The following is a 25,045-nucleotide window of genomic DNA, read 5'->3' as shown; positions in this document are numbered from 1 at the left end:
CTAAGACGCTGACCGCTTGATCCTGCTGTTTCGCAACGAGACCTCGGCGTTCGACGGCAAGCGCATCGAGCAGCTCGACCGCAAAGGCATGGTGAACAACAAGTTCAACGCCTTCATCATGCAGAAACTCGAAGCGGCCGGCATTCCGACCCAATTCGACAAACTGCTGGGCGACAACGAGTGCCTGGTGAAGAAGCTGGACATGATACCGGTCGAGTGCGTCGTGCGTAACTACGCCGCCGGCAGCCTGGTAAAACGTCTGGGCGTCGAAGAGGGCATGAAGCTCAACCCGTACACCTTCGAACTGTTCCTCAAGGACGACGCCAAGGGCGATCCGTTCATCAACGAATCCCACGTCGTGGCATTCGGTTGGGGCACCGCCGAGCAACTGGCGCGCATGAAAGAACTGTCGCTCAAGGTCAACGAAGTCCTGAGCAAACTGTTCGACGACGCAGGCCTGCTGCTGGTGGACTTCAAGCTTGAATTCGGCGTGTTCAGCGACGGCTCGATCGTCCTCGGCGACGAGTTCAGCCCGGACGGCTGCCGTCTGTGGGACAAGGACACCAAGAAGAAGATGGACAAGGACCGCTTCCGTCAGGGCCTCGGTGACGTCATCGAAGCCTACGAAGAAGTCGCCAATCGTCTGGGTGTACCGCTTTAATCGACGCAAGCATCTGATAGCACGAAGAAATTTTCGAAAGAGGGTTTGCTTTCGGCAGAAGTGTTGTTATGATGCGCGCCGTTGGAGAGATGCCAGAGTGGCCGAATGGGACGGATTCGAAATCCGTTGTACCTTCACCGGTACCTAGGGTTCGAATCCCTATCTCTCCGCCATTACATAGAAAAAGCCCCGTAGCTGAAGAGCTACGGGGCTTTTTTGTTTCTGCTCGCTTGAGTAATCAGCAAATCCTGTCGCCGGAACCCGAGGTTGAAAAGTCGACAATCGGATGTGACTCGATTGATGCCGGTTCGTACGTAACTCTCGGAGTCTACCTACAGCTCTATTTCAAATCACTCCTTATCCTGACCTGCGTGCCCAATATTGACCGGAATTCGGATAAAAAGACGCCGCTTTTAAAGCCTGGAGGGTGGCGTTGTCCGCTTGTTCAAAGGGGGGCGCATCATCGATCAGCGATATGAATCGCGATTGGCAATTTTTCCTGCGCGGTATCATGGTGTAATACTATTAACAACAAACAGCTCGGTACGCTCGCAGCTATATTTTCACGACCCACACCCGCCACGTTGGAATGGGCGCGCATCGAGTCTCTTTTCAATGCGGTCGGGGCCAGAACCCTCGAAGGCAATGGTTCGCGAGTTCGGTTTGAATTAAGAGGTGTGGTCGCTACGTTCCACCGACCTCACCCGGATAAAGAAGCAAAGCCCTATCAGGTTCGTGATGCTCGGGCTTTTCTTGAACAAGCAGGAGTCACTCCATGAACGTGATGAATTACAACGGGTATGCCGCCCGAATTGAATACAGTGATGAAGATGGTCTTTTTGTTGGTCATATCGCTGGGATCAAGGACGTTGTAGGTTTTCATGGCGAATCTGTAAAAGAGCTTCGGTCAGCGTTCGAAGAGGCTGTTACTGACTATCTGGAGACTTGCGCAAAACTGGGCCGTGCTCCTCAAAAGCCTTATTCGGGCAATCTCAGTCTGCGTTTGGCGCCAGCTCTTCATGCGACTGTTGCCGTAAAAGCGCAATTGGCTCAAAAAAGCATTAATCAGTGGGTTGCGGATGTTCTTGACCGAGAGGCCCATGCCTAGCTTGATTCGGGTCTGGAGCTTGTACGTCGTTCCCGAACAGAGCAAATAGCCCCGTAGCTGAGAAGCTACAGGGCTTTTTTGTATCTGCGGGCTTTACCAAACACCCGCATCAGCCACTCACGGCTGCGAGTGCCCGAGCTTCTGCTTGATCAGGTCATACACTTCCTTGTGCGTCGAGTTGCGCAGGGTGTTGTCCTTGCAAGCCGAGGCCAGGAAGGTCTTAACCTCATCCTTGGCGTGCGGATAGAGGCTGGCGACGTAGTCGGCTTCGTGTGTTTGGGTGCAATTGAAGTGCTTGTCGTCTTTCGCTTTGTCTCTAGCCATGATGCGGCTCCTTTTGAGTTTGAACGTCATTTGGCGAAACAGGGCTGGATGGCCCCGTACGCTGAAGAGCGTAGGGGCGCAAAAGTGCTTTGCCAGCGCTTCAGACGAAAAAGGAAGAGGCTGTAGGACGCGGCACCATGCCGGGCGGCCCGGTCAGATCTCCTTCACCGGCGTCTCCCCCTGCACACCCTTGATCAACTCGATCACATGTAAACAGTCGGCCTTGTTCACATACGATTCGCCACTGGCAATCGTCTCGTGGTTCCCCGCCCGCAGTCTCCAGCGCCATTGGCCTTTGCCGGTGCTCAGGGTGCCTCGGGATTGCCTGTAGATCTCGAAATACATTCAGTTCGCTCCTTGCGATGGTGTTTGCGCCAACCTGTGTGGGGCATCGTCGCAAGCCTAGCGGAGCGAGGTTTTTTCGCTATCGGGCATTTGTTTCCAATCGTTGGCAGATGTTTCTGAAGAGCGCGGGCTAGAGCGCACGCATCGGCGTCTGGATTGGCCAAAATGGCGTCATTTGCACCTTGCAAGGCTATCGACGCTACTGCTTAATACGGGACGGCTCATGGCGTTGAAAATGTTTCGACGACCGACAAACATTATAAAAAGAGCATTCCCTTGACTGAGCATGGAACGGCACAGGCCACACGGGTCACGTTATCGCTGGTTGTCCCGGTTTTTAACGAGGAAGACAGTCTCGACGCGTTCATTCAGCGCATCGATGAAGTCTTCCAGCACCAGGCGTCGATTGTTCTGGAACTGGTGTTCATCAATGACGGCAGTACGGATGCCACACTTGAGCGGCTGCTGGATCGTCAGCGGCATGATTCGCGGCTGCGCATCGTCGATCTGAGCCGCAACTTCGGCAAAGAGGCGGCGTTATCCGCCGGCCTGCAGATCGCCACCGGGCAGATTGTGGTGCCTATCGATGCCGATCTGCAGGACCCGCCCGAAGTCATTCTGCAAATGATCGAGCGTTGGCGCGAAGGGTATGAAGTGGTGCTCGGTCACCGCATCAGCCGCCGCAGCGACACCTGGGCCAAGCAGACGTCGGCGCACTGGTTCTACCGCCTGCACAACAAGATCGCCGAGCAACCGCTGCCGGAAAACGTCGGTGACTTCCGCCTGATGGACCGGTGCGTGGTCGATGCCTTGCTGACCTTGCCCGAGTCCCGGCGCTTCATGAAGGGCCTGTTCGCCTGGGTCGGGTTTCGCACCACTCATGTTGATTACGAGCGGCCCGAGCGCGTGGCGGGGCAGAGCAAGTTCAACGGCTGGCGGCTGTGGAACTTTGCCCTGGAAGGCATCACCAGTTTCAGTACCGAACCGCTGCGGATATGGACTTACATCGGCGCTGTGGTCTCGCTGGTATCTTTTGCCTTTGCCATTTTTATTGTGCTGCGCACGCTGATCCACGGCGTCGACATGCCCGGTTATGCCTCGCTGATGGTGGCCGTGACGTTCCTCGGTGGCCTGCAATTGATTGGCATCGGCGTACTCGGCGAGTACCTCGGGCGCACTTATATCGAATCCAAACGCCGGCCGGTTTTTCTGGTGCGTCGCGTCTACGACCCCAAGGACTGAAACATGGATCTCAAGGAAACCGACATCCTCGGCGACAGCATCGGTGAGCATTGGTATTACTGCTCCAAAGCGGCGGCGACCCGTCGTCTGCTCGGTGATGCGCCAGTTACGCGGATTCTCGACGTCGGCGCCGGGTCAGGGTTTTTCTCGCATCATTTGCTGACCCGAACCTCGGCGCAGGAAGCGTGGTGCGTCGACATCAGTTACCCCGCCGATTCCGATGCGACCACTGCCGGCAAACCGGTGCACTACCGCCGCGATATCGGCGCCATCGACGCCGATCTGGTGCTGCTCATGGACGTACTGGAGCATGTCGACGATGACCTCGGTCTGCTCAAGGCTTACGTTGAAAAGGTACCGTCCGGCAGCCGTTTCCTGATGACCGTACCGGCCTTTCAGTTTCTCTGGAGTGGTCACGACGACTTCCTTGAACACAAGCGCCGCTACACGCTGCCGCAGTTTGAAACCCTGGCCCGTGACGCCGGTTTGACCGTGCAGCGCGGTGCCTACTATTTCGGTGCGGTGTTTCCGATCGCGGCAGCGTTGCGTTTGCTGCCCAAAGGACCGCAAGCCGCGGCACCGCAGTCGCAGCTCAAGCGCCATCATCCGCTGGTCAACGGCGTGCTCAAAACCCTGTGCAGCCTTGAACTGCCGCTGATGGGCAGCAATCGTCTGGCCGGTCTGAGCGTGTTTGTGCTGGCGCGTAAACCGTGACCTCAGCCGACAGATCGGCGTTGATCCAGCGCGGCTTGCGCTTTGCCGTGACCGGTCTGTTCGTCACCGCGCTGCATGCACTGGTGGCGGTGCTGTTCATCAATTTCGTCGCGCCGCAACCGCCGCTCGCCAACGGTGTGGCGTTTGCCGTGGCGACGGTGGTGTCCTACGTGATCAACACCACCTGGAGTTTTTCGGCCCGTTTGCATGGCAAAACCTTGCTGCGCTTCATGCTGGTGTCCTGCGGCGGCTTTTTCCTGGCGATGTCCGTCGCGTGGGCCGCACAGATTGCCGGACTGCACTATTTGCTGGGCATCGGCGCCGTAGCGCTGATCATTCCAGCGTTCACCTTTGTGCTGCATAACTTCTGGACGTATCGATGAGGGATCTGAATAAACACCCGGCCCTCGCGCTGTTGCCGCTGCTGTTGGGCGCGCTGGCGTTTTTTCTGGTGATCGGCCCGCGTGCTCTCGATCCACAAAACATTGCCTGGCTCAAGGACGGTGATCCGGCGACGCATTACCTGGGTTGGGTATTCTTTCGCCATTCACCCTGGACCTTTCCCCTCGGGCTGAACCCGTCCTATGGGATGGAACTGGGCAGTGCGATCATTTTTTCCGACTCCAATCCGCTACTGGCGCTGCTGTTCAAACCGTTCAATGGCTGGTTGCCGGAGACGTTCCAGTATTTCGGTTTATGGCTGCTGGCGTGTTTCATTCTGCAAGCCTGGTTTGCCTGGAAGCTGCTCGGCTTGATCACCGACAACCCCCTATTGCGCTTGCTCGGCGCCGGGTTCCTGGTGTTTTCGCCGCCGATGTTTCTGCGTACCGGTGGACATCTTTCGCTGGCCGGGCACTTCCTGATTCTCGCGGCGCTGTATCTGGCGCTCCGCCCGGCACTTGAGCGCCGACGTCTGGCGTGGGGGGCATTGCTCGCCGTGACGGCATTGGTTCACGCGTACCTGTTGGGCATGGTGGCGCTGATCTGGGTCGCGGATCTGGTTGGCAAGTTGTGGGTCGGCAAGCTGACGCGCCGTCAGGTCCTTATCGAGCTGGGCGGCTTGTTCGCGCTGGTGAGCGTGTGCTGCTGGCAGGCGGGTTATTTCAGTATTACCGATGGCGCGGCGGGCGGCGGTTTCGGCTTTTACCGAATGAACCTGCTGTCGCTGGTGGATGCCGACGGCTGGTCGTTTGTCTTGCCAAACATTCCCAACGGCGCAGGCGATTACGAAGGTTTCAACTACCTGGGGCTGGGCGTCCTGTTGCTGGTGCCAGTAGCGGCAATCGCCTGGTACAGAAGTGGTATCTCGTTGAAGGCTTTGCTGTGCAGTCGCCCGTTCCTGTTGTTGGCGTTCATCGGGTTGACGCTGTTCGCCCTGTCGAATCAGATCGGGATCGGCCTGCAGGCGTTCGGCTATCCGCTGCCGAAATTCGTGCTGCGTGCGGCGAGTATTTTTCGCGCTTCGGGCCGGATGTTCTGGCCGGTGTTCTACGCCATCGTGATATTGCTCACCTACCTGGTGGTGCGTGGTTATCGACCGCGTATCGCCATGGGGCTGCTGGCGCTGGCGTTAGTGGTGCAAGTCGCCGACACCCGGATTGCCTGGGCAGGTTTGCGAGCAGCGAAAATGCTGCCCGAAGCCTCAGCCTGGGCCAGCCCGATGCATGATCCGTTCTGGGCCAGTGCGGCGGCGCACTACAAGAATGTCCGTGCCGTGACACCGAAAAATCTGCCGGACCAGTGGCAGGCGATTGCCGATTTTGCCGGCACCCATGGGTTGAAAACCGACGCGGCTTACCTGGGGCGTACGAGCCCCAAAGCGCAGGACAAGCTGTTGCGCACGACGCAAAGCCATCTCGCCAGCGGCCAGTACGACAGCGATTCGCTGTACATCCTTGATGACGACGCGCTGGAGTTGGCGGTACAGAGCATTCACAGCGACACCGATCTGTTGACCCGCGTCGACGACTTTGTCGTGCTGGCCCCGGGCTGGAAACACTGTAATGACTGTCTGGCGATGGTCGATCAGGGGCGAGCGCTGTCGTCGATCCCGTTGAGCCAGCCGGGACTGGTGCAGACGTTCAACCGCAGCACCCGGCAACTGGTCAAAGGCTGGTCCACACCGGAAGCGTGGGGCACCTGGAGTGATGGACAGGAGGCGGACCTGCGACTGCGCGTCGCTCCCGGATCGCATGCGCTGGTGATTGATGCCCTGGCCTTTGCCATGCCGCCGAACCTCAGTCAGCGAGTGATCGTCAGCATCAATGGTGTAGAGGCGTTGTCGACGCGGCTGACTCAGGTGCAGGGCAATCGGCTGGAAATACCGCTCAGCGCAGCGCAGGCAGCCGAGGAATATCTGAATGTCCGATTGCATCTGCCCGATGCAGTCAGCCCGCAAAAACTCGGCTTCAATGACGATGCGCGAGTCATGGGGTTGGGCTTGAAAACCCTGACGGTTCAGTGAAATTGTCGAACAAACCGCCAATCGTCTGATAGACGCCGATCCCAAGGACTTCATACACTGCCGGCAGTCTGGGGAGCAGGGGCAATGGATGAATCGAAATGAATTACGCAAGGCCGACATCAACCTGATGGTGGTGTTCGAGACCTTGATGCTCGAACGCAACGTGACCCGGGCGGCGGAGAAGCTGTTTCTCGGCCAGCCGACCATCAGTTCGGCGCTCAATCGCTTGCGCGCGATGTTCAATGATCCGCTGTTCATTCGCGTCGGCCATCGCATGGAGCCGACGGCCCGGGCCGAGGAACTGTTCAAGTACCTGTCGCCAGCGCTCGATTCGCTGTCGGTGGCGCTGAGCCTGACCCACGATTTCGACCCGGCCGTGAGCAACATGACGTTCCGCATCGGCCTGTCCGATGACGTCGAGTTCGGCCTGCTGCCACCGTTGCTGCGGGCGCTGCGCCAAGAGGCACCGAGCGTGGTGTTCGTGGTGCAACACGCCGATTACTGGCGCATCCCCGATCTGCTGGCCGCCGGCGACATCACCGTCGGCATCAGCCAGACCCGAGGCCTGCCGGCCAATGCCAAGCGCAAATTGCTGCGGCATATCCAGCCGAGCATCCTGCGCGCCGATGCCTCGGATTCGCCGCTGACCCTCGACGAATACTGTTCGCGCCCGCATGTGTTGGTGTCGCACACGGCCAACATCAGCGGCTATGCCGATGAGTGGCTGGCGGAAATCGGCCGCACCCGGCATGTGGTGTTGTCGGTGCCGCAATACAGTGCGCTGCCGGCGTTGCTGGCTGGCACCGACCTGATCGCCAGCCTGCCGGACTACACCGCTGAAGCCATGGCTGCTTCCGGGCTGCTGTTCAAGGAACCGTTCCCGTTCAAGACGCCGATGCTGGATCTGTCGATGGTCTGGCTCAGCCACGTCGACAGTGATCCGGCCGAGCGCTGGCTGCGTTCGCGGCTTGAGGCGTTCATGAGTGAACGGCCACTGACCGCGCCCTGAATCCCACCACAAATCTCCCCTGTAGGAGTGAGCCTGCTCGCGATGAGGGTGTGTCAGTCACATCAATGTTGTCTGACACAGCGCTTTCGCGAGCAGGCTCACTACTACAAGGGTTTGCGTTCGTTTGGTCTGCCTGCTTTGCTCAATGGCAATAACCTTGGCGGAGGCCGGTCCCCATGAGCATTTCCCGTTCGTTGCTGCGTGGGCGTGGCAGTCTCGACAGTGGCAAGGTCGGCATGGTCGAGCTGTTTTTCGATCTGGTGTTCGTGTTTGCCGTGACTCAGCTCTCGCATTCGCTGCTCGCGCAGTTGTCGATTCTGGGCGCGGTGCAGGTGGCGCTGTTGATGGTCGCGGTGTGGTGGGTGTGGATTTTCACGTCGTGGATCACCAACTGGCTCGACCCGGAAAAACTGCCGATCCGCCTCGGCCTGTTCGGGCTGATGATCGCCGGTCTGTTGCTGTCGTCTTCGATCCCCAAGGCTTTCACCGAGCGTGGGCTGATGTTTGCCTCGGCGTTCGTGTTCATGCAGGTCGGGCGTACGCTGTTCGCGATCTGGGCGGTGCGTGGCGAGTCGCTGAGCATGACCCGCAATTTCCAGCGGATTCTGGCGTGGTTGATGTGCTCCGGCGTGTTCTGGATCGCCGGGGCCTTTCTTGACGGGCAGCAACGTTTGTTGTGTTGGGCGCTGGCGCTGGCGATCGAACTGATTTCACCTTCGTTGTATTTCTGGGTGCCGGGGCTGGGGCGTTCGTCGTTGAGTGACTGGAACGTCGAAGGCAATCACATGGCCGAGCGCTGTGCGCTGTTCGTGATTATCGCTCTTGGTGAATCGTTGCTGGTGACCGGCGCGACGTTCGCCGAGCTGACGCTGAGTACCACCGGGGTCATGGCGTTTCTGGTGGCGGTGCTCGGCAGCATCGGCATGTGGTGGGTGTACTTCGACAGCGGCGCCGAGCGCGCGCATCACCGCATCGCGCATTCGAGCGATCCCGGTCGTCAGGCGCGCATCGCCTACACCTACCTGCACGTGCTGATCGTTGCCGGAGTGATCGTCAGTGCGGTGGCCGACGAACTGGTGCTGGTGCATCCGGATCACGCCAGTGACGCCGGGATCCTGGTGATCGTGGGCGGGCCTTGGCTGTTTCTGTTGGGCAATGCACTGTTCAAGTGGGTCATGTCCGATCGGCCGCTGCCACCCTTGTCGCATGTGGCGGGGCTGGTGTTGCTCATGCTGGCGCTGCCACTGGCGTTGAATCACTGGTTTTCGGCGCTGATGCTCGGGGCGCTGACCACGGCGATCGTGGTGCTGGTAGCGCTGTGGGAAAGCCTGGCATTGCGTCAGGCGTCGGCCTCGATAACCTCGGAAAAAGCCGCAGGAGAGTAGGCCAGCGCTGTGGTATATGTACGACTTTTCTGCCGACCGACTGGAGCACCCCATGCCACACCTGCACATGGAATACACCGCCAACCTGCCGCAGTTGAACGCTGATGTGGCGTTGATCCGGCTCAACAACACGCTGGTGGGTTCCGGTCAGTTCGCTGCGGAGTTCGATATCAAAAGCCGGGCGGTGAAGGTCGAGACCTTCAAGGTCGGTACCGGCATCGGCGAGCGCGCTTTCGTCCATGTGAAACTGGCGCTGCTCAGTGGTCGCTCGCCGCAGATCAAGAAGCAGCTCTCGGATAGCCTGCTGGCGGTGTTGCAGGATTTGTGCGAATGGCCGGCCGGAGTCGAAGTGCAGTTGTGTGTGGAATTGCTCGATATCGACCGCGACTCCTACACCAAGACCGCCATCGGCGTGTAGGACTCAGGCCGCTTCCAGCTCACTGCAGACCTTGATCACCTGCTCCCGCAGCCAGACGTTGGCGCTGTCCTGATCGGCGCTCTGGCTCCACTGCATGTCGAGCGTGAACCCCGGCAAACCGTTCGGCGCCTCGCAGTGATTGAATACCGTCTCTTTGGTCAGCAGGCGCTGGATGCGTCGGGGCAAGGTGAGGATGAAGTCGGTGCCGGTGATCATTTTCAATGCCGCGCTGTAGCTGTTGGAGCGCGCGACGATCTGCCGTTTCTGCGCCTGACGCGCCAGCCAGCCATCGACCATGTTGGTGGTCGAGGTCCACGGTGTCGGAAACACATGGCGCCGCTCGGTGAAGGCCTGCAGGCTCAGGCGCGGCTCCAGCGGCGTGGCGCGTTTGTCGAAGACACAGACCAGATCGTCCTCCAGCAGCATCCGCGATTTAAGGTCGCTGTGGCTGCGGTGGAAGTTGGGGCCGAAGCAGATCACCAGGTCGAGACTGCCGTCGCGCAGTTCGTCGGCGGGCACATCGGTCTCGAACTTGTGCATGTTGACCACTACCGGCAAATCGTCGAAGTCGAAACGCTTCAACAGGCGCGGCAACACCAGTTGCTCAAAGTATTCCGGGGCACAGATATTGAAGGTCACCGCTTGCCGGGTCGGATCGAAGGCCGGGGCGCCGGCGTGGCACAGGTTGATGCTTTCGAGGATCTTCTGCACATGACCGTACATGGTGCCGGCCTTGTAGGTGGGACGCATGCCCGTGCGGGTGTTGATGAACAACTCGTCTTCGAAACTGGTGCGCAATTTTTTCAGGCAGTAGCTGACAGTGGACTGGCTGACGCACAGCGTCTCCGAGACATCCGTGACGCTGCTTTGCTCATACACGGCGATAAACACCATGAGGTCCTGCATGTCGAGCTTTCGAAGCAAGTTACTGTTCAGCATCCGTTCCGTCCCGCTGTGCTCCTTGCGCTGAATCCGCGCAAACGTGTGCGCATGATCGTAGCGGAACGATGGTGCCAGGACAAAGCCTTGTAGGACGTTTCAATGTCGCCAGTGGGACAGAAACTTTTAGCAACACGACGTCGGCAAATAAACCGCAAAAAGATGGCAACAGGCCTCTAGCCCGGCGGCGGCATTCGGCTTCAACGGATGTGTCGGGCGTACTGCCGAGGGTCAAAGCGCAGCACTATCAGCAGCATCACCACCATCACTGCGGTCAGCGACCACCAGGCCCATTCAAAGCTGCCGAGACGGTCGCGGATGATTCCGGCGAGCAGCGGCGAAAGCCCGGCGATCAGGTAGCCGATGCCTTGCACGAACGCTGTCAGGCTGCCGGCGCGCTGCGGGTTGTCGAGGTGATCGAGGGAGACGATCAGGCTCATTGGAAACAAGCCGCCAATCCCCAGCCCCAACAGACACGGCCACAGCAGGCTGAGGTGTTGCGGGCTGAGGATCAGTCCGCAGAAGCCGCCGATGATCAGCAGCAGCAACGCTGCGAGGACGGCACGGCGATCACGGCTGCGGTTGGCGATGGCCGGCGTCAGCAGCCCGGAAATCACCTCCATGGCGGTCAGAAAACCCAGCAGCAGCCCGGCGTGCCGTTCGCTCCAGCCTTGTTCCACGTAGTACGGCGCCAGCCAGGCGAGTACGCAGGTGTAGGACGCCGTGCCGAGGCCGAAGAAGAGGGCCAGCAGCCAGGCGCGGGAATTACGCGTGAAGGACTCTTTTCCTACAGGCGTGTTCTGGATGGATGACGGAATCGACTGTGTCCACCAGACCAGCAACGCGAGCAAGGCCAATGCCGCCCAGATCGCCAGCCCGATGCGCCAGCTGCCGGTCTGCAGCAGCACCAGCGGCGAGAATGAGGCGGCCAGTGCGGCACCGCCCATGATCGACGTGACATACAGGCCCATGCACAGCGCCACATGGTCGGGGAAGCGTGACTTGATCAGCACCGGCATCAGCGCCTGAATCAAGGCGATACCCATCCCGGCCAGCACCGCGCTGCCAATCAACTGCGGCGCCGAATCGAGCACCAGCCGCGACAGCGTCGCCAGGCCGATGATCGACAACGACAGGATCACCGTGCGTTGCTCGCCCAAGCGTCGGCTGATGCCGATGCCAAAAAACATCGCCAGCCCCATCGCCATTACCGGCAGCATGGTCAGCAGCGAAGCCACGCTGAAACTCAGCGCAATGTCGCCGCGTATGGCCGAGAGCAAAGGCCCGACGGCCGCCATGGATGGGCGCAGATTAAGGGCGACGAGGATGATCCCGAACATCAGCCAGACAGCGGGGCGGGAGGTGGCGCGGACGTTTTCCATCGGCAGACTCTGGATTGCGGAGGCTGTCGATTAGGCGGCGCGGCGCGCCTATCGGCAAATCAGATTTCCCGAGCATTATTTAAAAACTAAATATCACTCTCCCCACTGTAGGAGCTGCCGCAGGCTGCGATCTTTTGATCTTGTTTTTCAAGACCAAGATCAAGATCAAAAGATCGCAGCCTGCGGCAGCTCCTACACGGGACGGATTTATCTTGCCAATCACGCTGTAAGACTATTCTTTCTCTCTTGCAGGACATTTCGTTACAGCTCTGGCCCAGCGCAGGCGCGTAAAACGCCGGCGGCGATATATACTGCGCGCCATTCTTCAAGGGAGAGCCGTGTGGCCATCGATATTCACTGGATTCGCGACAACGAAAGCCTCGCGCAGTTTTGCGCCGAGTGGCAGCAACTGCCGTTCGTTGCCCTCGACACCGAATTCATGCGGGTCGACACCTTCTACCCGATTGCCGGTTTGCTGCAGGTCGGTGACGGCAAACGCGCCTACCTGATCGATCCGCTGACCATCGACGCCTGGCAACCGCTGGCGGCGTTGCTGGAAAACCCGGCGGTGCTCAAAGTCCTGCATGCCTGCAGCGAAGACCTCGAAGTGTTGCTGCGCCTGACCGGCAGCCTGCCGGCGCCACTGTTCGACACACAATTGGCAGCGGCCTACCTGAACCTCGGGTTCTCGATGGGCTATTCGCGACTGGTGCAGGAAGTACTCGGTATCGAGCTGCCGAAGGGCGAAACCCGTTCCGACTGGCTGCAGCGTCCACTTTCCGACACACAAATCAGCTATGCCGCCGAAGACGCGGTGCATCTGGCGGAAGTTTTCGTACAGCTGCGGCCGAAACTGTCCGACGACAAATTCGCCTGGGTGCTGGAGGACGGCGCCGAACTGGTGGCCAACCTGCGCCGCGAGACCGACCCGTACGAGGTCTATCGCGAAGCCAAACTGGCGTGGAAACTCTCCCGTGCGCAACTGGCGGTGCTGCGTGAACTGTGCGCCTGGCGTGAAAAAGAAGCGCGTGCCCGTGATCTGCCGCGCAACCGCATCGTCCGTGAACACTCGCTGTGGCCGCTGGCCCGCACGCAACCGGACAACCTCGCCGCGCTGGGCAAGATCGAAGACATGCACCCGCGTACCGTGCGTCAGGACGGCCAATTTCTGCTTGATCTGATCAAGCGCTCTGGCAGTGTGGGGCCTGATCAATGGCCGCCGGCGGTGCCGGAACCATTGCCGGTCGAAGCGGCGGCGCTGATCAAGCAACTGCGCGCCCTCGGCCAGGCCGAGGCCGAACGCCTGGGCATCGCGCCGGAACTGATGCTGCGCAAGAAAACCCTCGAAGCGCTGGTCAAAAGCGGCTTCCCCGAGGGTCCTTATCAATTGCCTGAGTCGCTGCGTGGCTGGCGCCGCGAACTCATGGGCCAGAAGCTGCTCGACAGCCTGGCCACCGCCGGAGAACAGCCTTGAAACGTATTTGCTCCATTTACCAAAGCTCCAAGCGAAGCGGAATGTACCTTTATGTGCTCAAGAGCGATGCGCTTGAGCGCGTACCGGAGGCACTGATGGCTGCTTTCGGCAAGCCGAAACATTCGTTCGATCTGGTGCTGTCGCCTGAGCGCAAGCTGGCCAGCGAGGACATCGTCGTGGTCCTGGAAAACCTCGACAAGCAGGGCTATCACCTGCAGATGCCGCCGGCCGAGGACGAGTACATCGAACACCTGCCCGAAGAATTGCTGCGACGCAACGACCCGGTCTGATCTGCGAGGCCCTGTTCTGGGCCTCTTGCCACCCTGGAACTGATTTTACGGCGACGACCGCCACGAAGGAGCACGGCTCTTTCGGCGGTTGCCTGCACGGTTTGCGAAAGGTTTGAAGATGCGCGTTCTGATTGCTGAACACGACCACGCGGTGTACGCCCGGCTGCTGCGTCAGGCGGCCCCCGAACTTGAAGTACTGACCAGTGGCGACTCTGCCGAGCTGGCCCGTCAGGCTGCCGATTGCCCGGTGTGGCTGGGGCAGCCGGATCTGCTGGCAACCCTGTTGCGTCAGGGCCATCAGCCGCAATGGCTGCAATCGACCTGGGCCGGCATCACGCCGCTGCTCGCCGACGGTCTGCGCCGCGATTACCGTCTGACCCGCGCGGTGGGGATCTTCGGTCAGGTAATGGCCGAATACGTGCTGACCTACATGCTCGGTCACGAGCGTGAAGTGCTGGCGCGGCTGGTCAGCCAGGTCGAGCGCAAGTGGGACAACCGCACCGGCCAGAGTCTGGTCGGGCGCAAGGTGCTGATCGTCGGCACCGGCGATATCGGCCAGAGCGTGGCGCAGTTTCTGTTGCCGTTCGGCGTCGAGTTGTACGGCATCGCCAGCAGCGCGCGCGAGCAGGCGCCGTTCGTCGAAGTCGGCTCGATGGCCGATCTGCCGCGACTGGTGGGGGAGGTCGATTACGTGGTCAATCTGCTGCCGAATACCGAACACACCCACGACATTTACGACGCGGCGCTGTTCAAGCAATTCAAACCGACCGGTTTGTTCATCAACGTTGGGCGCGGCGTGGCGGTGGTTGATGCGGATCTGGTCGAAGCCCTGAAGGAAGGACATCTGGCCGGTGCGGTGATCGACGTCTGCCGTCAGGAGCCGTTGCCGCAACGCCATCCGTTCTGGACCGCATGGGGCCTTCTGCTGACCGGGCACAGCTCGGCACCGACGTCGCCGGCGTTGATGGTGCAGTTGTTTGTCGACAACCTGAAGGCGTATCAGGCGGGAGAAGCATTGCGCGGGGAAGTGGATTTCAACCGCGGATATTGAATCCACCGCGATATCTGTAGGAGTGAGCCTGCTCGCGATGAGGGTGTGTCAGTCGACATTGATGCTGTCTGACACTCCGCCATCGCGAGCAGGCTCACTCCTACAGTGGTTTTTGCGTTGTGGCTTAAAGGGTGAAGTTGCCTTCCGCCGCCAGCTCACTCAGCGGACGACGCGGGCTCGGCTCTTCACGGGCCTGCAGGTACTCGGCCAGGGTCGCCTTGTCACCCAGCTTGCCGACGGCGACCGCCGCATGCAGCGCATAACCTTCAGGAATATTCAGCTCTTTGCGGGTCAGCTCCTGATCGAAACCGGCCATGCCGTGGGTGTGCCAGCCGCTGATGCTCGCTTGCAGCGCCAGGTGGCCCCAGGCCGAACCGGTGTCGAAGGTGTGCCACAACGCCGGGGACTCTTCACTGGCACCGGGTGCGGTGAACGTGGTTTTCGACATCACGATCACCAGCGCCGAAGCGTGTTGCGCCCAGCCGCGGTTGAACTCGTTCAGCAGACCAAGAAAGCGCTCCCAGTTCGGCGTATCACGACGCGCATAGAGAAAGCGCCACGGCTGCGAGTTGTACGCCGACGGCGCCCAGCGTGCGGCTTCGAAAAAGCTCAGCAGGGTTTCTTCCGGGATCGCTTCGCCAGTGAAGGCGCGGGGCGACCAGCGGTCGGTGAACTGCGGGTGAATGGCGTAATCGGCAACGCGAGGGTTGGTACTCATCGAAAGATTCCTTGCTGTATTTGCGTCATGAATTCGTGGCAAAACCCTACTGGGCGGCGATTCGGCTGACAAGCGCGATTTACCGACAGTCGCCAGCGCTTGGCCCGCAAGGCCTTGGGCACTAGACTGGCGGCCTTTTCACCACCTGATGTTGATGCTTGAGCCATGGCCGCCAAAGTCGAACCGTTCTGGAAACGCAAAACCCTCGAGCAACTGGATCACGAGGAATGGGAATCGCTGTGCGACGGCTGCGGTCTGTGCTGCCTGCAGAAACTCGAAGATGAAGAAGACAACAGCGTCTATTACACGCGCATCGCCTGCAAACTGCTGGACCTGAAGACCTGCCAGTGCAGCGACTACCCGAATCGCATCAAGTTTGTCCCGGACTGTATCCAGCTCACTCCGGGCCAGGCTGAAGAATTCAAATGGCTACCGCCGACCTGCGGTTATCGTCTGGTCAGCGAAGGCAAGGATCTGCCGTTGTGGCACCACCTGGTGTGCGGCGATCGTGACGCCGTGCACCACGAACGGATTTCCCAGTCCGGGCGCATGCTCGCCGAAGGCAGCGTGCCGGAGGACGACTGGGAAGATCACCTGATTTTCCGCGCCGGTTAAACACCAAGGGTTTCCAGGATTCAACAAGGAGTGTGTATGGCTGGGGGATTGCTGCGGGCATCGCTGATCGGCCTGCTGGCGCTAAGCGCACCGGTGTGGGCGGCAAAGAAGGTCGATCTGGATTACCACGTGCGTCTGCTGCCGCAAAGCGATCAGGCCGAAGTACGCCTGACCCTGGCCAAAGGTGAAGCGGTGCGCAGCCTCGACTTCGACCTTGGCGACGGCAGCCACTACAGCGACTTCAAGGCCGACGGCCAATGGCTGCTGACCCCGGGCAAGTTGGCCCGCGGCGTGTGGCGGCCCGCGAGCGAAAAGGCCAGCCTGACCTACCGCGTACGCATCAGCCACGGCCGCAAGAACGGCACGTTCGACACGCGCATGACGCCGAGTTGGGCGTTGATGCGTGGCGACGAATTGGTGCCCCCTGCAAAACTCGATCAACAGGATGGCACTGAACTGGTCGCGCGCCTGCAATTCGAATTGCCTGAAGGCTGGAACAGCGTCGAAACCGCCTGGCCGCGCATCGGTAAGAACAAATTCCGCATCGACAACCCCTCCCGCCTGTTCGATCGCCCGACCGGCTGGATGCTCGCCGGTCACCTCGGCAGCCGCCGCACGCGCCTGGGCGAAACCGAAGTCACCGTGGCTTCGCCGCAAGGGCAGGGCATGCGGCGCATGGATGTGCTGACGCTGCTGACGTTCGTCTGGCCGCAGGTGCAAGCGGTCTATCCCCGGCATCCGAAAAAACTGCTGATCGTCGGCGCCAACGACCCGATGTGGCGCGGCAGCCTCGGTGCGCATGAGTCCATTTACCTGAACACGCGGTTGCCGCTGGTCAGCGAGAGCGGCAGCAGTGCGCTGGTGCGTGAGCTGGCGCAGGTGTTCGGGCGGATCAATGACGAACAGCGCAGCGACTGGATCAGCGAAGGTCTTGCCGAGTATTACGCGATCGAACTGCTGCGGCGTGCCGGGGGCATGAGCGATGAACGCTATCAGGCGTTGCAGGTGAAATTGACCCGGGACAGTCAGAAAGTCACGACCCTGCGCGGCGAGCAGATCAGCGCGGCGCAGCTTGCAAAAGCGGTAATTGTCTTGCAGGAACTGGATCGCGAGATTCGTCTGAAGACGCGCAACAAGCGCTCGCTGGATGATGTGTTGCGCGGGGCGATGCATCTGGGGACGGTGAGTACCAAGGAATTTGTGCAACTGGCCGAGAGTGTTCTGGGCGAGTCTTCCAAAGTCCTCGATACCGCGTTGTTGCAGTAAAGATCAAAAGATCGCAGCCTGCGGCAGCTCCTGCACCAATCTCTGTAGGAGCTGCCACAGGCTGCGATCTTTTGCTTTTAAACCCCGGCTTTCGGCGATTTCACCGAATCGTTGCCGGTCACCGTCGCGGTGCTGGTCGCCGCCTCGGCATTGGCCTTGAGCTGGCTCAGTTCTTCCCCCGCACGCTCGATCTTCGCCCGCACGTTGTTCATGTCCTGACGGCTTTTCTCCAGCAGGCTTTTCACTGAGCTGTGCCCGGTGATGCCACGGGCCATCGCCACGCCGCCAATCGCCACCTGAATCAGACCGAACACGCCGCCACGGCGCAGGCCCTTGCCGACCATGATCACGCCACCGGCCAGCGAGCCGATGCGCTCCCAGCCCTGGACGTTCTGCTCGGTCGGGCTCTGGAATGGGGTGGAATCGATACGTTGGACGCGTTTGAGTTCGGTCATGATCTGTCTCCCAGGCAATGTGCAATAGATAGATAAGCTGACTGCCGCAGCGGCCGGCTCGTTCCATCGGATGTGCGACGTTTCAGCGGAATTTCGGTCCGGAGCGGGTATTCAGGCCCTTGGCCATGCGGTCATAGAGCACGACGTTGACCGTGGCGGCGAGGTTCATGCAGCCGGTGGTCGGGATGTACACCACGTCTTCGCACCAGTCGCGGATCTCTTTGTCCAGCGAGCCGTCTTCCGGGCCGAAGATATACAGCGCGCGATCCGGGTGGGTGTATTCCGGCAGCGGGCGGGCGCCCTCGACCAGTTCCACGGCGACCGGGACGCAGTTGAGCGGGAGGATCTTCTTCAGGTCGTCGATGCCGATCAGTGGAATGTCGTAGTGCACACGCTTGGTGTCGGTGACGAAATCGGCGGCGCGTTCATAACGCTTGCCGGTGTAGAACACCGACGCCACGCCGTAACAGCCTGCGGCGCGCATCACCGAACCGACGTTCTCCGGTGATTTGGGGTTGTACAAACCAATGCAGCTGTAACGTTTGTCTGCCACGAGCGGGGTGCCTTCGGGAAAAAGAGGGCGATTATACGGGGATAAGATCAAAAGATCGCAGCCTTCGGCAGCTCCTGCAATTGAATGGCGTACACCCTGTAGGAGCTGCCGAAGGCTGCGATCCTTTGCTTTTAATCTTCTTTTTTCATCAGCCCGGCGAGGGCGGCGAACGGGTTATGCGTGGCCTTGGCGATTTTCGGCGTGCTCAGCGAGCCGTCGCCGAAGTATTGCTGGTCGGTGTAGCGCGAGTGTTCGTTGTCGTGGCAGTACAGGCACAACAGTTCCCAGTTCGAGCCGTCCTGAGGGTTGTTGTCGTGGTTGTGGTCGCGGTGGTGCACGGTCAGTTCGCTCAGGCGCTTGCCGGAAAACTCACGGGCGCAGCGGCCACACACGTGCGGGTACATTTTCAGGGCCTTGTCGCGGTAGCCCATTTCCTTGTCGCGCTGGTTGTCGGCAAGGATGCGATCGAGCTTCGACGTGTTGGTCGGGGTGGACGAACTCATGGGTTCACCTTTGTAAAAGACTGATGACGGTTATGTGCAGAGTTTAGCTCAGCCCTTGAGCTTCTCGGCAATCCAGATCGTGTGGCGGGTGCCCTTGTTGCCGTGGGCGAAGACCTGGACTTCTTCGGCCTTGAACCCGGCCTTCTTCAATTTGTCGGAAAACTGCCGGTCAGCGCTGGCCGACCACACCGCCAGCACACCCTTGGGCCGCAGGGCCTTGGCGCAGGCGTTGAGGCCAGCGGCGGAGTACAGCCAGCTGTTGGCCTTCTGGGTCAGGCCTTCAGGGCCGTTGTCGACGTCGAGCATGATCGCGTCGAAGCCACTCGGCTCGCTTTGCAGCACCTTGGCCACGTCGTCCTGACGGATCACCGTGCGCGGGTCGAGCAACGGTCGCCCGGATTTTTCACCGAGCGGCCCGCGATTCCACTCGACCACGCCGGGCACCAGTTCGGCGACCACCACTTCGGCGCTCTTGCCCAGATGCTTGAGCGCCGAGGCGAGGGTGAAGCCCATGCCCAGACCGCCGATCAACACCCGCGAATTCGGCCGGCCGGCGACCTTGCGGCAAGGGATTTCGGCCAGCGCATCTTCGGAACCGTGCATGCGCGTGTTCATCAATTGCCCGCCGTCGCCGCCCTGGATCTTGATGACGAAATCCTCGCCATACTCGAACAGGCACAGGGCGCCACCGTTGTCAGGGATCGGCGTGGTGTCGAGCAGAACGAAACGTTTCATGGAAATCTCTACAAGGGGGAAGGCAAGCAGGCCCGTTGGGAGTAGCCTGAGCGCAGACTAAAGGCCAAACGGAGCCCTTGATGAAGCGCACCATTCTAACGGTCATTGCCCTGGCCGCGCTCTCGATTACTGCAGTGCAGGCGCAGCAGACCATTCCGGTCAGCCCGACGCCGCAACCCGGCTCGCCGGGAACCGCCACGCCGACGCCGTATCCGCAAATCACCCCGATCAGCGCACCGAAGGCCGGTGCCGGCAGTGGCAGCCCGCCGCTGGTGCCGATCGAAATGCCCAGCCCGCCGAGCAAGGATCAACCAGTGCCGGGCATCGAGCCGAGCGGCAGCAAGGCCAAATCCCCCGGCGGTTAAACCTGTTGCGCCGCCAGTTGGCCGTCGGCCATGCGCAGACGTTTGGAGAGGGAGACGGCAAGGGCGCGGATGATCTTGGCGGCGATCTTCGGCGCGTCGTTGAGCATCTTTTCCAGCGAGTCCTTGCCCAGGTTAAGCAGTTGGCAGTTGCTCGCCGCGATACAGGTGGCCGAACGGCGTTCGCCATCGAGCACGGCCATTTCGCCGAACGCCCGCCCGCTGCGCAGGGTGGCCATGGTGATGACCTGACCGTCGGGGCCAGTTTTTTGCACCGCGACCTGGCCAGTGTGGAGGATGCACATGAAACTGCCGGCATCGCCCTCACGGAAAATCGCCTCGCCTTCAGCCACGGTGCTGATGCTGAAGTAGCCCGAGGCCGCAGCGAAGTCCGCCAGTTGCAATTGATCGAACAGGCCACAGTCCATCAGCCAGTCGCGAATTTCGTTGTTCAGTAAGGTCGGTTCTGACATGTCATTGCGGTCTTTATTGTTTTCACGGTTTTCAGGCACTACACGGACCCTTGTAGGAGTGAGCCTGTGGTGAGGGGATTTATCCCCGATCGGCTGCGCAGCAGTCGCAAATCAGCCAATGCGGTCTGCCTGAAAGAATCGCATTGCAGATCTGGGGCGGCTTTGCCCCCCATCGGGGATAAATCCCCTCACCACACAGGCTCACTCCTACAGGGATCTGTGGTGTATCGACCACCGGGGTCTGGAGTTAAGACCCAAGTGACCGACGGAGTTCCTCAGGCCAGGCCCAAAACCTTGAACACAAATGCATATTCGAGCGCTACGTCACGTAATCCCTGATAACGCCCGCTCATGCCGCCATGTCCGGCACCGAGTTCGGTCTTGAGCAGGAGCAGGTTGTCGTCGGTCTTGGTCGCGCGCAGTTTCGCCACCCACTTGGCCGCTTCCCAGTACTGCACGCGGCTGTCGTTGTAGCCGGCGATCACCAGGGTTGCCGGATAAGCCTGCGCGGTAACGTTCTCGTACGGCGCGTACGCCTTGATCCGCTCGTAGACGTCCGGCTCTTCAGGGTTGCCCCACTCGTCGTATTCGGTGACGGTCAACGGCAAGTCCGGGTCGAGCATGGTGTTGAGTACGTCGACGAACGGCACTTCGGCAATCGCCACGCCGAACAGGTCCGGGCGCTGATTGAGCACCGCGCCAATCAACAAGCCGCCAGCGCTGCCGCCGCTGATCGCCAGTTTCTCGGCGGTGGTGATGCCGTTGAGGATCAGGAATTCGGCGCAGGCAATGAAGTCGCTGAAGGTGTTGTGCTTGTGTTCCTGTTTGCCGGCGCGATACCACGCCTCGCCCAGTTCACCGCCGCCACGCACGTGGGCGATGGCGAAGGCCATGCCGCGATCCAGCAGGCTCAGGCGGGCGTGGGAGAACCACGGATCGAGGCTGGAACCGTAGGCGCCATAACCGTAAAGGTACAGCGGCACCGGGTTGCCGACCATCTCGCGTTTCATCACCAGACTGATCGGCACCTGTGTGCCGTCCGGCGCGGTGGCCCACAGGCGTTGGCTGACGTAAGCGTCGGCGTCGAACGGGCCGAGCACCGGGGTTTCTTTCAGGACGGTTTGCTCGCCGCTCGCAAGGATCAACTGGCGCACCTGCGCCGGACGATTCAGCGCCTCATAACGCAGACGGATACGGTCGCTCTCGAACTCCAGACTGTTCTGCACATAGAGGCTGTAGGCCGCATCCGGCAGTTGCACGCGATACGGCGTCTGGCCTTGCGGGTGAACTTCGATGATCGGCAGACCGCCTTCGCGCAGGCTCAGGGTCATGGCTTCGGCGTTCAGCGTCACGCCGTCGAGCATCACCGTATCGCTGTGCGGGATCAGGTTCTGCCAGTCGGCCTCGCTCGGCACGACACCGGTGTCCTGCGCCTGATACAGGGCGAAGTTGATGCCGTCGCGATTGGTGCGGATGAACCAGGTCCACACGCCATCCAGTGCGCCGTGATCGACATCGTATTCGTGATCCTCGACCCGTGGCGCCATGCAAGTAAACGGCAGGTGTGGCTGATGCGCGTCCAGTGCCCAGACTTCACTGGTGGTCTTGCTGCCCAGGGTCAGCAGCAATTGCCGCTCGGAACTGGAGCGGTAGCAATGCAGGAAGAAGCGTCCGTCCGGCTCGTGGAACACCTCTTCGGCGGCAGTGCCGTCGAGGCGATAGCGAAACAATTTGTGCGGGCGATGAGTATCGTCGAGCACGCCGAAGAACAGGGTCAGGCTGTCGTTGGCCCATGTCATGCTGCCGTCGCAGTCCTGAAACTCCAGTTCGCTGACCTTGTCATTGGCCAGTTCCTTGACGAACAGCGTGTAGATCTCGTCGCCCGAAGCGTCGACGCTGTAGGCCAGACGCTGGTGGTCGGGGCTGATGCTGAACGCGCCGAGCGAGAAGAAGCCGCCGTTGGCCAGCACGTTCGGGTCGAGCAGCAGTTGCTCGCGGCTTTCGTCGAGGGTCAGGCTGTCGTCGGCCGGACGCGGGCAGCGGTAATGCCGGGCGTATTCGTCACCTGCCGTGGTGCGCGTGTAATAGAGATACGGGCCCCAGGGCGAGGGCAGGGACAGGTCGGTTTCGAGGATCCGGCCCTTGATCTCTTCGAACAGGCTCTCGCGCAGGCCGGCCTGATCGGCGGTCTGTGCTTCCTGATAGGCGTTTTCAGCCTTGAGGTAGTCGAGCACCGCGCCGGTGTCGCGTTCCTGCAGCCAGGCATACGGGTCGGCACCGGCAGCCTTGCGGGCGATCGGGGCGCGGATGACGTGGGCGGATTCGGGCATGGAAGGCTCTCGGACGTTTACGGAATAAGGGTTTTCGCAGCTCTTGAAACCATCGCACTCCCCTGTGGGAGCGAGCTTGCTCGCGAAGGCGTCCTGTCAGATGACATTTGTTTCACTGACCCGACGCTTTCGCGAGCAAGCTCGCTCCCACAGGGTTTGCTGTTGGCCGTCTGGCATTGGGACAAGCCTGACAGGCGAAAAGTCGTTACTATAAGCGCCTCTTTGCCTGCCTTGCCATGGACACCATGACCGAGAACGACTATCTGATCGCCTGGGGCCTCTACGCCTTTGCTGCTGTGGGCTGCCTGTTGGTATGGATGCGCCTGACCCGCTGGATGTGGCGCTGGCTGCGCGAGCCGCTGCGGGTGTTGATGGCGGTGTTGCTGTTCAGCCCGACCATCATTGACCCGGTGAAAGCCAAGGTCGCACCGTCGATCGCCATTACCGCGCTGGACTTGGCCTTCAAGGTCGGCAATAACGCCTGGCGGGCGATTTCCGATCTGTTCATGTACGGCATGATTGCGTTCGGCATCTACCTGATTTTCGTCTTGATCCGCTTCCCGATCGAGCGCGCCTCGCGCGCCCGCCGCGAGCAGGCCGAAGCCGCCAAGGCGGCGGCGCGTGCCGATGATCGCGACGACGATCAGCCGTTTGGCGGGGCCGGTGATGACCGTTACGGTCGCCCGCCCTTGCCGAACAATCCGCAGCGCATGCGCGTCGAGCCGCGTCTGTAATCACGAGAGTCAGCACATGTGTGAACTACTGGGCATGAGTGCCAACGTGCCGACCGATATCGTGTTCAGCTTCACCGGCCTGATGCAGCGCGGCGGGCGTACCGGCCCGCACCGCGACGGCTGGGGTATCGCCTTCTATGAAGGCCGCGGCTTGCGTCTGTTTCAGGATCCGGCCGCGAGCAGCGAGTCGGAAGTCGCCAACCTGGTGCAGCGCTATCCGATCAAGAGCGAAGTGGTCATCGGCCACATTCGTCAGGCCAACGTCGGCAAGGTCTGCCTGTCCAACACCCACCCGTTCGTCCGCGAACTGTGGGGGCGCAACTGGTGTTTCGCGCACAACGGCCAGCTCGCCGATTTCACCCCCATCAAGAGTTTCTACCGCCCGGTGGGCGATACCGACAGCGAAGCGGCGTTCTGCGATTTGCTCAACCGCGTGCGTGCAGCCTTCCCCGAACCGGTCGATATAGAGGTGCTGCTGCCGGATCTGGTCGCTGCCTGCGCCGAATATCGCAGCAAAGGTGTGTTCAACTGCCTGCTCAGCGACGGCGACTGGCTGTTCTGCTATTGCTCGACCAAACTGGCACAGATCACCCGGCGCGCACCGTTCGGCCCCGCGCGGCTCAAGGATGTCGATGTGATCGTCGATTTCCAGGCGGAAACCACGCCAAACGACGTGGTCACGGTGATCGCCACCGAGCCTTTGACCGAAAACGAAACCTGGACCCGTTACCAACCGGGCCAATGGAGCCTGTGGCGACGCGGCGAATGCGTCAGCCAGGGCACGACCGAATAAAGGATCTCTCCTCGATGTTGCTCAGTTATCTACGGCTGGTGTTGTTTGCGGCGGGCCTGTTGATCGGTGTCCAGGTGCCGGGTTTCATCAACGATTACGCCAAACGCGTCGAAGCCCATCTGATCGAAGCGCAGACCGGTCTGCGTGGTTTTCAGGGTACTGCCGAGCAGTTCTTCAAGGGCGATTTGCAGGCGCTGGTCGCGCATTACCGCGCCAGTGACGATCCGGTATTTCGCAGCGATGCCGACAGCCTGAGCACCTTGCTCAACCGCCAGACAGCGCTGGATAAACAGTTCCAGGCGATGCAGGGCCCGTGGTACATCCGTTTCCTGCAAGTGGTGCTGGCCGCCGACCCGGACATCCGCAAAGAAACCTGGAACGGCTACAGCTACCAGATCCTGCTGACCCCGGAAGCGATGATCTGGGGCATGAGCGGCGCGTTGCTGCTGTCGTTCGGCATCGAGTGCCTGATTCGTCTGATCGACTGGGTGGTGCTCGGTGGCCGGCGTTTGCGCCAGAGCCGGCCGATAGAAGACCGCGACGTGCGCGGGTTGTAAGGCTGGCCAAATTCCTGTGGCGAGGGAGCTTGCTCCCGCCCGGCTGCGCAGCAGTCGTAAACCTTTGAACTCAATTGTCCTGAATGATTGGGATGTCTGGTTTTGGGCCTGCTTCGCAGTCCAGCGGGAGCAAGCTCCCTCGCCA

Annotated in this window: 29 protein-coding genes, 1 tRNA gene and 1 pseudogene; 20 read left to right on the top strand and 11 right to left on the bottom strand. The window is 60.6% G+C overall.

Annotated features, from left to right (window positions below; translation table 11 throughout):
* Positions 1 to 4: 4 nt before the first annotated feature.
* The 4 genes and pseudogenes from purC to ACIP8I_RS05615 all read left to right on the top strand — a co-directional run.
* Positions 5 to 661 (top strand): annotated as a pseudogene (gene purC, locus ACIP8I_RS05630) (phosphoribosylaminoimidazolesuccinocarboxamide synthase); the annotation flags it as partial.
* Between the two features lie 83 nt (positions 662 to 744).
* Positions 745 to 834 (top strand) — tRNA-Ser (locus tag ACIP8I_RS05625).
* Positions 835 to 1,185: 351 nt separating this feature from the next.
* A complete protein-coding gene (locus ACIP8I_RS05620) occupies positions 1,186 to 1,440 on the top strand; it encodes a type II toxin-antitoxin system HicA family toxin (protein ID WP_108181956.1) in 255 nt (84 codons plus the stop codon).
* The gene (locus ACIP8I_RS05615; RefSeq protein WP_047598089.1) at positions 1,437 to 1,769 is read left to right on the top strand and encodes a type II toxin-antitoxin system HicB family antitoxin; all 333 of its coding nucleotides are present in this window, start codon (positions 1,437 to 1,439) and stop codon (positions 1,767 to 1,769) included. The genes ACIP8I_RS05620 and ACIP8I_RS05615 overlap by 4 nt, the downstream gene beginning before the upstream one ends.
* A 117-nt stretch (positions 1,770 to 1,886) precedes the next feature.
* On the opposite strand, the gene ACIP8I_RS05610 is transcribed toward ACIP8I_RS05615, so the two are convergent.
* On the bottom strand, positions 1,887 to 2,093 hold the full coding sequence (locus tag ACIP8I_RS05610; RefSeq protein WP_047598090.1) for a hypothetical protein: 207 nt from the start codon (positions 2,091 to 2,093) through the stop codon (positions 1,887 to 1,889).
* A 153-nt stretch (positions 2,094 to 2,246) separates the two neighbouring features.
* Positions 2,247 to 2,438 carry a YegP family protein gene (locus ACIP8I_RS05605; protein WP_400759376.1) on the bottom strand — a complete coding sequence of 64 codons (192 nt, stop codon included), beginning with the start codon at positions 2,436 to 2,438 and terminating at the stop codon, positions 2,247 to 2,249.
* 276 nt (positions 2,439 to 2,714) lie between these two features.
* Here ACIP8I_RS05605 and ACIP8I_RS05600 point away from each other — a divergent pair, with 276 nt between their 5' ends.
* The 7 genes from ACIP8I_RS05600 to ACIP8I_RS05570 all read left to right on the top strand — a co-directional run bounded on the left by ACIP8I_RS05600 (position 2,715) and on the right by ACIP8I_RS05570 (position 9,670).
* Positions 2,715 to 3,680: a glycosyltransferase family 2 protein gene (locus ACIP8I_RS05600; protein WP_367083658.1), complete on the top strand. Its 966-nt coding sequence runs from the start codon at positions 2,715 to 2,717 to the stop codon at positions 3,678 to 3,680.
* A 3-nt stretch (positions 3,681 to 3,683) separates the two neighbouring features.
* The gene (locus tag ACIP8I_RS05595; RefSeq protein WP_400759374.1) at positions 3,684 to 4,394 is read left to right on the top strand and encodes a class I SAM-dependent methyltransferase; all 711 of its coding nucleotides are present in this window, start codon (positions 3,684 to 3,686) and stop codon (positions 4,392 to 4,394) included.
* Entirely contained in the window at positions 4,391 to 4,777 is a 387-nt protein-coding gene (locus ACIP8I_RS05590) for a GtrA family protein (protein WP_400759371.1), read from the top strand. Before ACIP8I_RS05595 ends, ACIP8I_RS05590 begins: the two co-directional genes overlap by 4 nt.
* Positions 4,774 to 6,858, top strand: coding sequence for a DUF6311 domain-containing protein (locus ACIP8I_RS05585; RefSeq protein WP_400759369.1), 2,085 nt, complete (start codon positions 4,774 to 4,776; stop codon positions 6,856 to 6,858). Before ACIP8I_RS05590 ends, ACIP8I_RS05585 begins: the two co-directional genes overlap by 4 nt.
* 88 nt (positions 6,859 to 6,946) lie before the next feature.
* A complete protein-coding gene (locus ACIP8I_RS05580) occupies positions 6,947 to 7,867 on the top strand; it encodes a LysR substrate-binding domain-containing protein (RefSeq protein WP_400759366.1) in 921 nt (306 codons plus the stop codon).
* Positions 7,868 to 8,043: 176 nt separating this feature from the next.
* Positions 8,044 to 9,252 carry a low temperature requirement protein A gene (locus ACIP8I_RS05575; RefSeq protein WP_400759364.1) on the top strand — a complete coding sequence of 403 codons (1,209 nt, stop codon included), beginning with the start codon at positions 8,044 to 8,046 and terminating at the stop codon, positions 9,250 to 9,252.
* 52 nt (positions 9,253 to 9,304) lie between these two features.
* Entirely contained in the window at positions 9,305 to 9,670 is a 366-nt protein-coding gene (locus ACIP8I_RS05570) for a 5-carboxymethyl-2-hydroxymuconate Delta-isomerase (RefSeq protein WP_007963304.1), read from the top strand.
* Positions 9,671 to 9,673: 3 nt separating this feature from the next.
* On the opposite strand, the gene ACIP8I_RS05565 is transcribed toward ACIP8I_RS05570, so the two are convergent.
* Together ACIP8I_RS05565 and ACIP8I_RS05560 are read right to left on the bottom strand one after the other, a co-directional pair.
* Positions 9,674 to 10,609 (bottom strand): LysR substrate-binding domain-containing protein, encoded by a 936-nt coding sequence (locus ACIP8I_RS05565; RefSeq protein ID WP_400759362.1) that lies wholly within the window; start codon positions 10,607 to 10,609, stop codon positions 9,674 to 9,676.
* 200 nt (positions 10,610 to 10,809) lie between these two features.
* Positions 10,810 to 11,991 (bottom strand): cyanate transporter, encoded by a 1,182-nt coding sequence (locus ACIP8I_RS05560; RefSeq protein ID WP_400759360.1) that lies wholly within the window; start codon positions 11,989 to 11,991, stop codon positions 10,810 to 10,812.
* A 340-nt stretch (positions 11,992 to 12,331) separates the two neighbouring features.
* Between ACIP8I_RS05560 and rnd the strand changes: the two genes are divergently transcribed.
* From rnd to ACIP8I_RS05545, 3 genes are all read left to right on the top strand, one after another.
* The gene (gene rnd, locus ACIP8I_RS05555; protein ID WP_400759358.1) at positions 12,332 to 13,465 is read left to right on the top strand and encodes a ribonuclease D; all 1,134 of its coding nucleotides are present in this window, start codon (positions 12,332 to 12,334) and stop codon (positions 13,463 to 13,465) included.
* Positions 13,462 to 13,755: a YcgL domain-containing protein gene (locus tag ACIP8I_RS05550; RefSeq protein WP_007963308.1), complete on the top strand. Its 294-nt coding sequence runs from the start codon at positions 13,462 to 13,464 to the stop codon at positions 13,753 to 13,755. Before rnd ends, ACIP8I_RS05550 begins: the two co-directional genes overlap by 4 nt.
* 118 nt (positions 13,756 to 13,873) lie before the next feature.
* Positions 13,874 to 14,806: a D-2-hydroxyacid dehydrogenase gene (locus ACIP8I_RS05545; protein WP_007963309.1), complete on the top strand. Its 933-nt coding sequence runs from the start codon at positions 13,874 to 13,876 to the stop codon at positions 14,804 to 14,806.
* Positions 14,807 to 14,930: 124 nt separating this feature from the next.
* On the opposite strand, the gene ACIP8I_RS05540 is transcribed toward ACIP8I_RS05545, so the two are convergent.
* Positions 14,931 to 15,524: a nitroreductase family protein gene (locus tag ACIP8I_RS05540; RefSeq protein WP_400759355.1), complete on the bottom strand. Its 594-nt coding sequence runs from the start codon at positions 15,522 to 15,524 to the stop codon at positions 14,931 to 14,933.
* A 165-nt stretch (positions 15,525 to 15,689) separates the two neighbouring features.
* Here ACIP8I_RS05540 and ACIP8I_RS05535 point away from each other — a divergent pair, with 165 nt between their 5' ends.
* Together ACIP8I_RS05535 and ACIP8I_RS05530 are read left to right on the top strand one after the other, a co-directional pair.
* Complete coding sequence (locus ACIP8I_RS05535) at positions 15,690 to 16,139, top strand: YcgN family cysteine cluster protein (RefSeq protein WP_027614519.1); 450 nt, start codon at positions 15,690 to 15,692, stop codon at positions 16,137 to 16,139.
* A 36-nt stretch (positions 16,140 to 16,175) separates the two neighbouring features.
* Positions 16,176 to 17,405 (top strand): hypothetical protein, encoded by a 1,230-nt coding sequence (locus tag ACIP8I_RS05530; protein ID WP_400759352.1) that lies wholly within the window; start codon positions 16,176 to 16,178, stop codon positions 17,403 to 17,405.
* Between the two features lie 77 nt (positions 17,406 to 17,482).
* Here the strand turns inward: ACIP8I_RS05530 and ACIP8I_RS05525 are convergent, their stop codons facing one another.
* The 4 genes from ACIP8I_RS05525 to ACIP8I_RS05510 form a co-directional block, all read right to left on the bottom strand.
* The gene (locus ACIP8I_RS05525; protein ID WP_041070334.1) at positions 17,483 to 17,860 is read right to left on the bottom strand and encodes a DUF2892 domain-containing protein; all 378 of its coding nucleotides are present in this window, start codon (positions 17,858 to 17,860) and stop codon (positions 17,483 to 17,485) included.
* A gap of 82 nt (positions 17,861 to 17,942) precedes the next feature.
* Complete coding sequence (locus ACIP8I_RS05520) at positions 17,943 to 18,413, bottom strand: RNA methyltransferase (protein WP_007911337.1); 471 nt, start codon at positions 18,411 to 18,413, stop codon at positions 17,943 to 17,945.
* Positions 18,414 to 18,544: 131 nt separating this feature from the next.
* Entirely contained in the window at positions 18,545 to 18,916 is a 372-nt protein-coding gene (locus tag ACIP8I_RS05515) for a YajD family HNH nuclease (protein WP_003222612.1), read from the bottom strand.
* Between the two features lie 48 nt (positions 18,917 to 18,964).
* A complete protein-coding gene (locus ACIP8I_RS05510) occupies positions 18,965 to 19,651 on the bottom strand; it encodes a spermidine synthase (RefSeq protein WP_400759349.1) in 687 nt (228 codons plus the stop codon).
* A gap of 80 nt (positions 19,652 to 19,731) precedes the next feature.
* On the opposite strand from ACIP8I_RS05510, the gene ACIP8I_RS05505 reads away from it, so the two are divergent.
* A complete protein-coding gene (locus ACIP8I_RS05505) occupies positions 19,732 to 20,016 on the top strand; it encodes a hypothetical protein (protein ID WP_367083672.1) in 285 nt (94 codons plus the stop codon).
* Here the strand turns inward: ACIP8I_RS05505 and ACIP8I_RS05500 are convergent.
* Positions 20,013 to 20,486 carry a cyclic nucleotide-binding domain-containing protein gene (locus ACIP8I_RS05500; protein ID WP_007969596.1) on the bottom strand — a complete coding sequence of 158 codons (474 nt, stop codon included), beginning with the start codon at positions 20,484 to 20,486 and terminating at the stop codon, positions 20,013 to 20,015. The genes ACIP8I_RS05505 and ACIP8I_RS05500 overlap by 4 nt on opposite strands.
* Positions 20,487 to 20,761: 275 nt before the next feature.
* Positions 20,762 to 22,816, bottom strand: a complete 2,055-nt coding sequence (locus ACIP8I_RS05495) for a S9 family peptidase (protein ID WP_400759344.1) — start codon at positions 22,814 to 22,816, stop codon at positions 20,762 to 20,764.
* Between the two features lie 236 nt (positions 22,817 to 23,052).
* Here ACIP8I_RS05495 and ACIP8I_RS05490 point away from each other — a divergent pair, with 236 nt between their 5' ends.
* The 3 genes from ACIP8I_RS05490 to ACIP8I_RS05480 are packed head-to-tail and all read left to right on the top strand — an operon-like array spanning position 23,053 to position 24,900.
* Positions 23,053 to 23,550: a hypothetical protein gene (locus tag ACIP8I_RS05490; RefSeq protein ID WP_007969598.1), complete on the top strand. Its 498-nt coding sequence runs from the start codon at positions 23,053 to 23,055 to the stop codon at positions 23,548 to 23,550.
* Positions 23,551 to 23,566: 16 nt separating this feature from the next.
* Positions 23,567 to 24,343 carry a class II glutamine amidotransferase gene (locus ACIP8I_RS05485; protein ID WP_007969599.1) on the top strand — a complete coding sequence of 259 codons (777 nt, stop codon included), beginning with the start codon at positions 23,567 to 23,569 and terminating at the stop codon, positions 24,341 to 24,343.
* A 14-nt stretch (positions 24,344 to 24,357) separates the two neighbouring features.
* Positions 24,358 to 24,900, top strand: coding sequence for a DUF2937 family protein (locus ACIP8I_RS05480; RefSeq protein ID WP_007969600.1), 543 nt, complete (start codon positions 24,358 to 24,360; stop codon positions 24,898 to 24,900).
* The last annotated feature ends 145 nt before the right edge of the window (positions 24,901 to 25,045 follow it).

This window comes from Pseudomonas sp. NPDC088414, from assembly GCF_044753325.1.
GTDB lineage: Bacteria > Pseudomonadota > Gammaproteobacteria > Pseudomonadales > Pseudomonadaceae > Aquipseudomonas.
The sequence above is the reverse complement of the archived record's forward strand: the minus strand, read 5'-3'. Positions and strand labels throughout refer to the sequence as shown.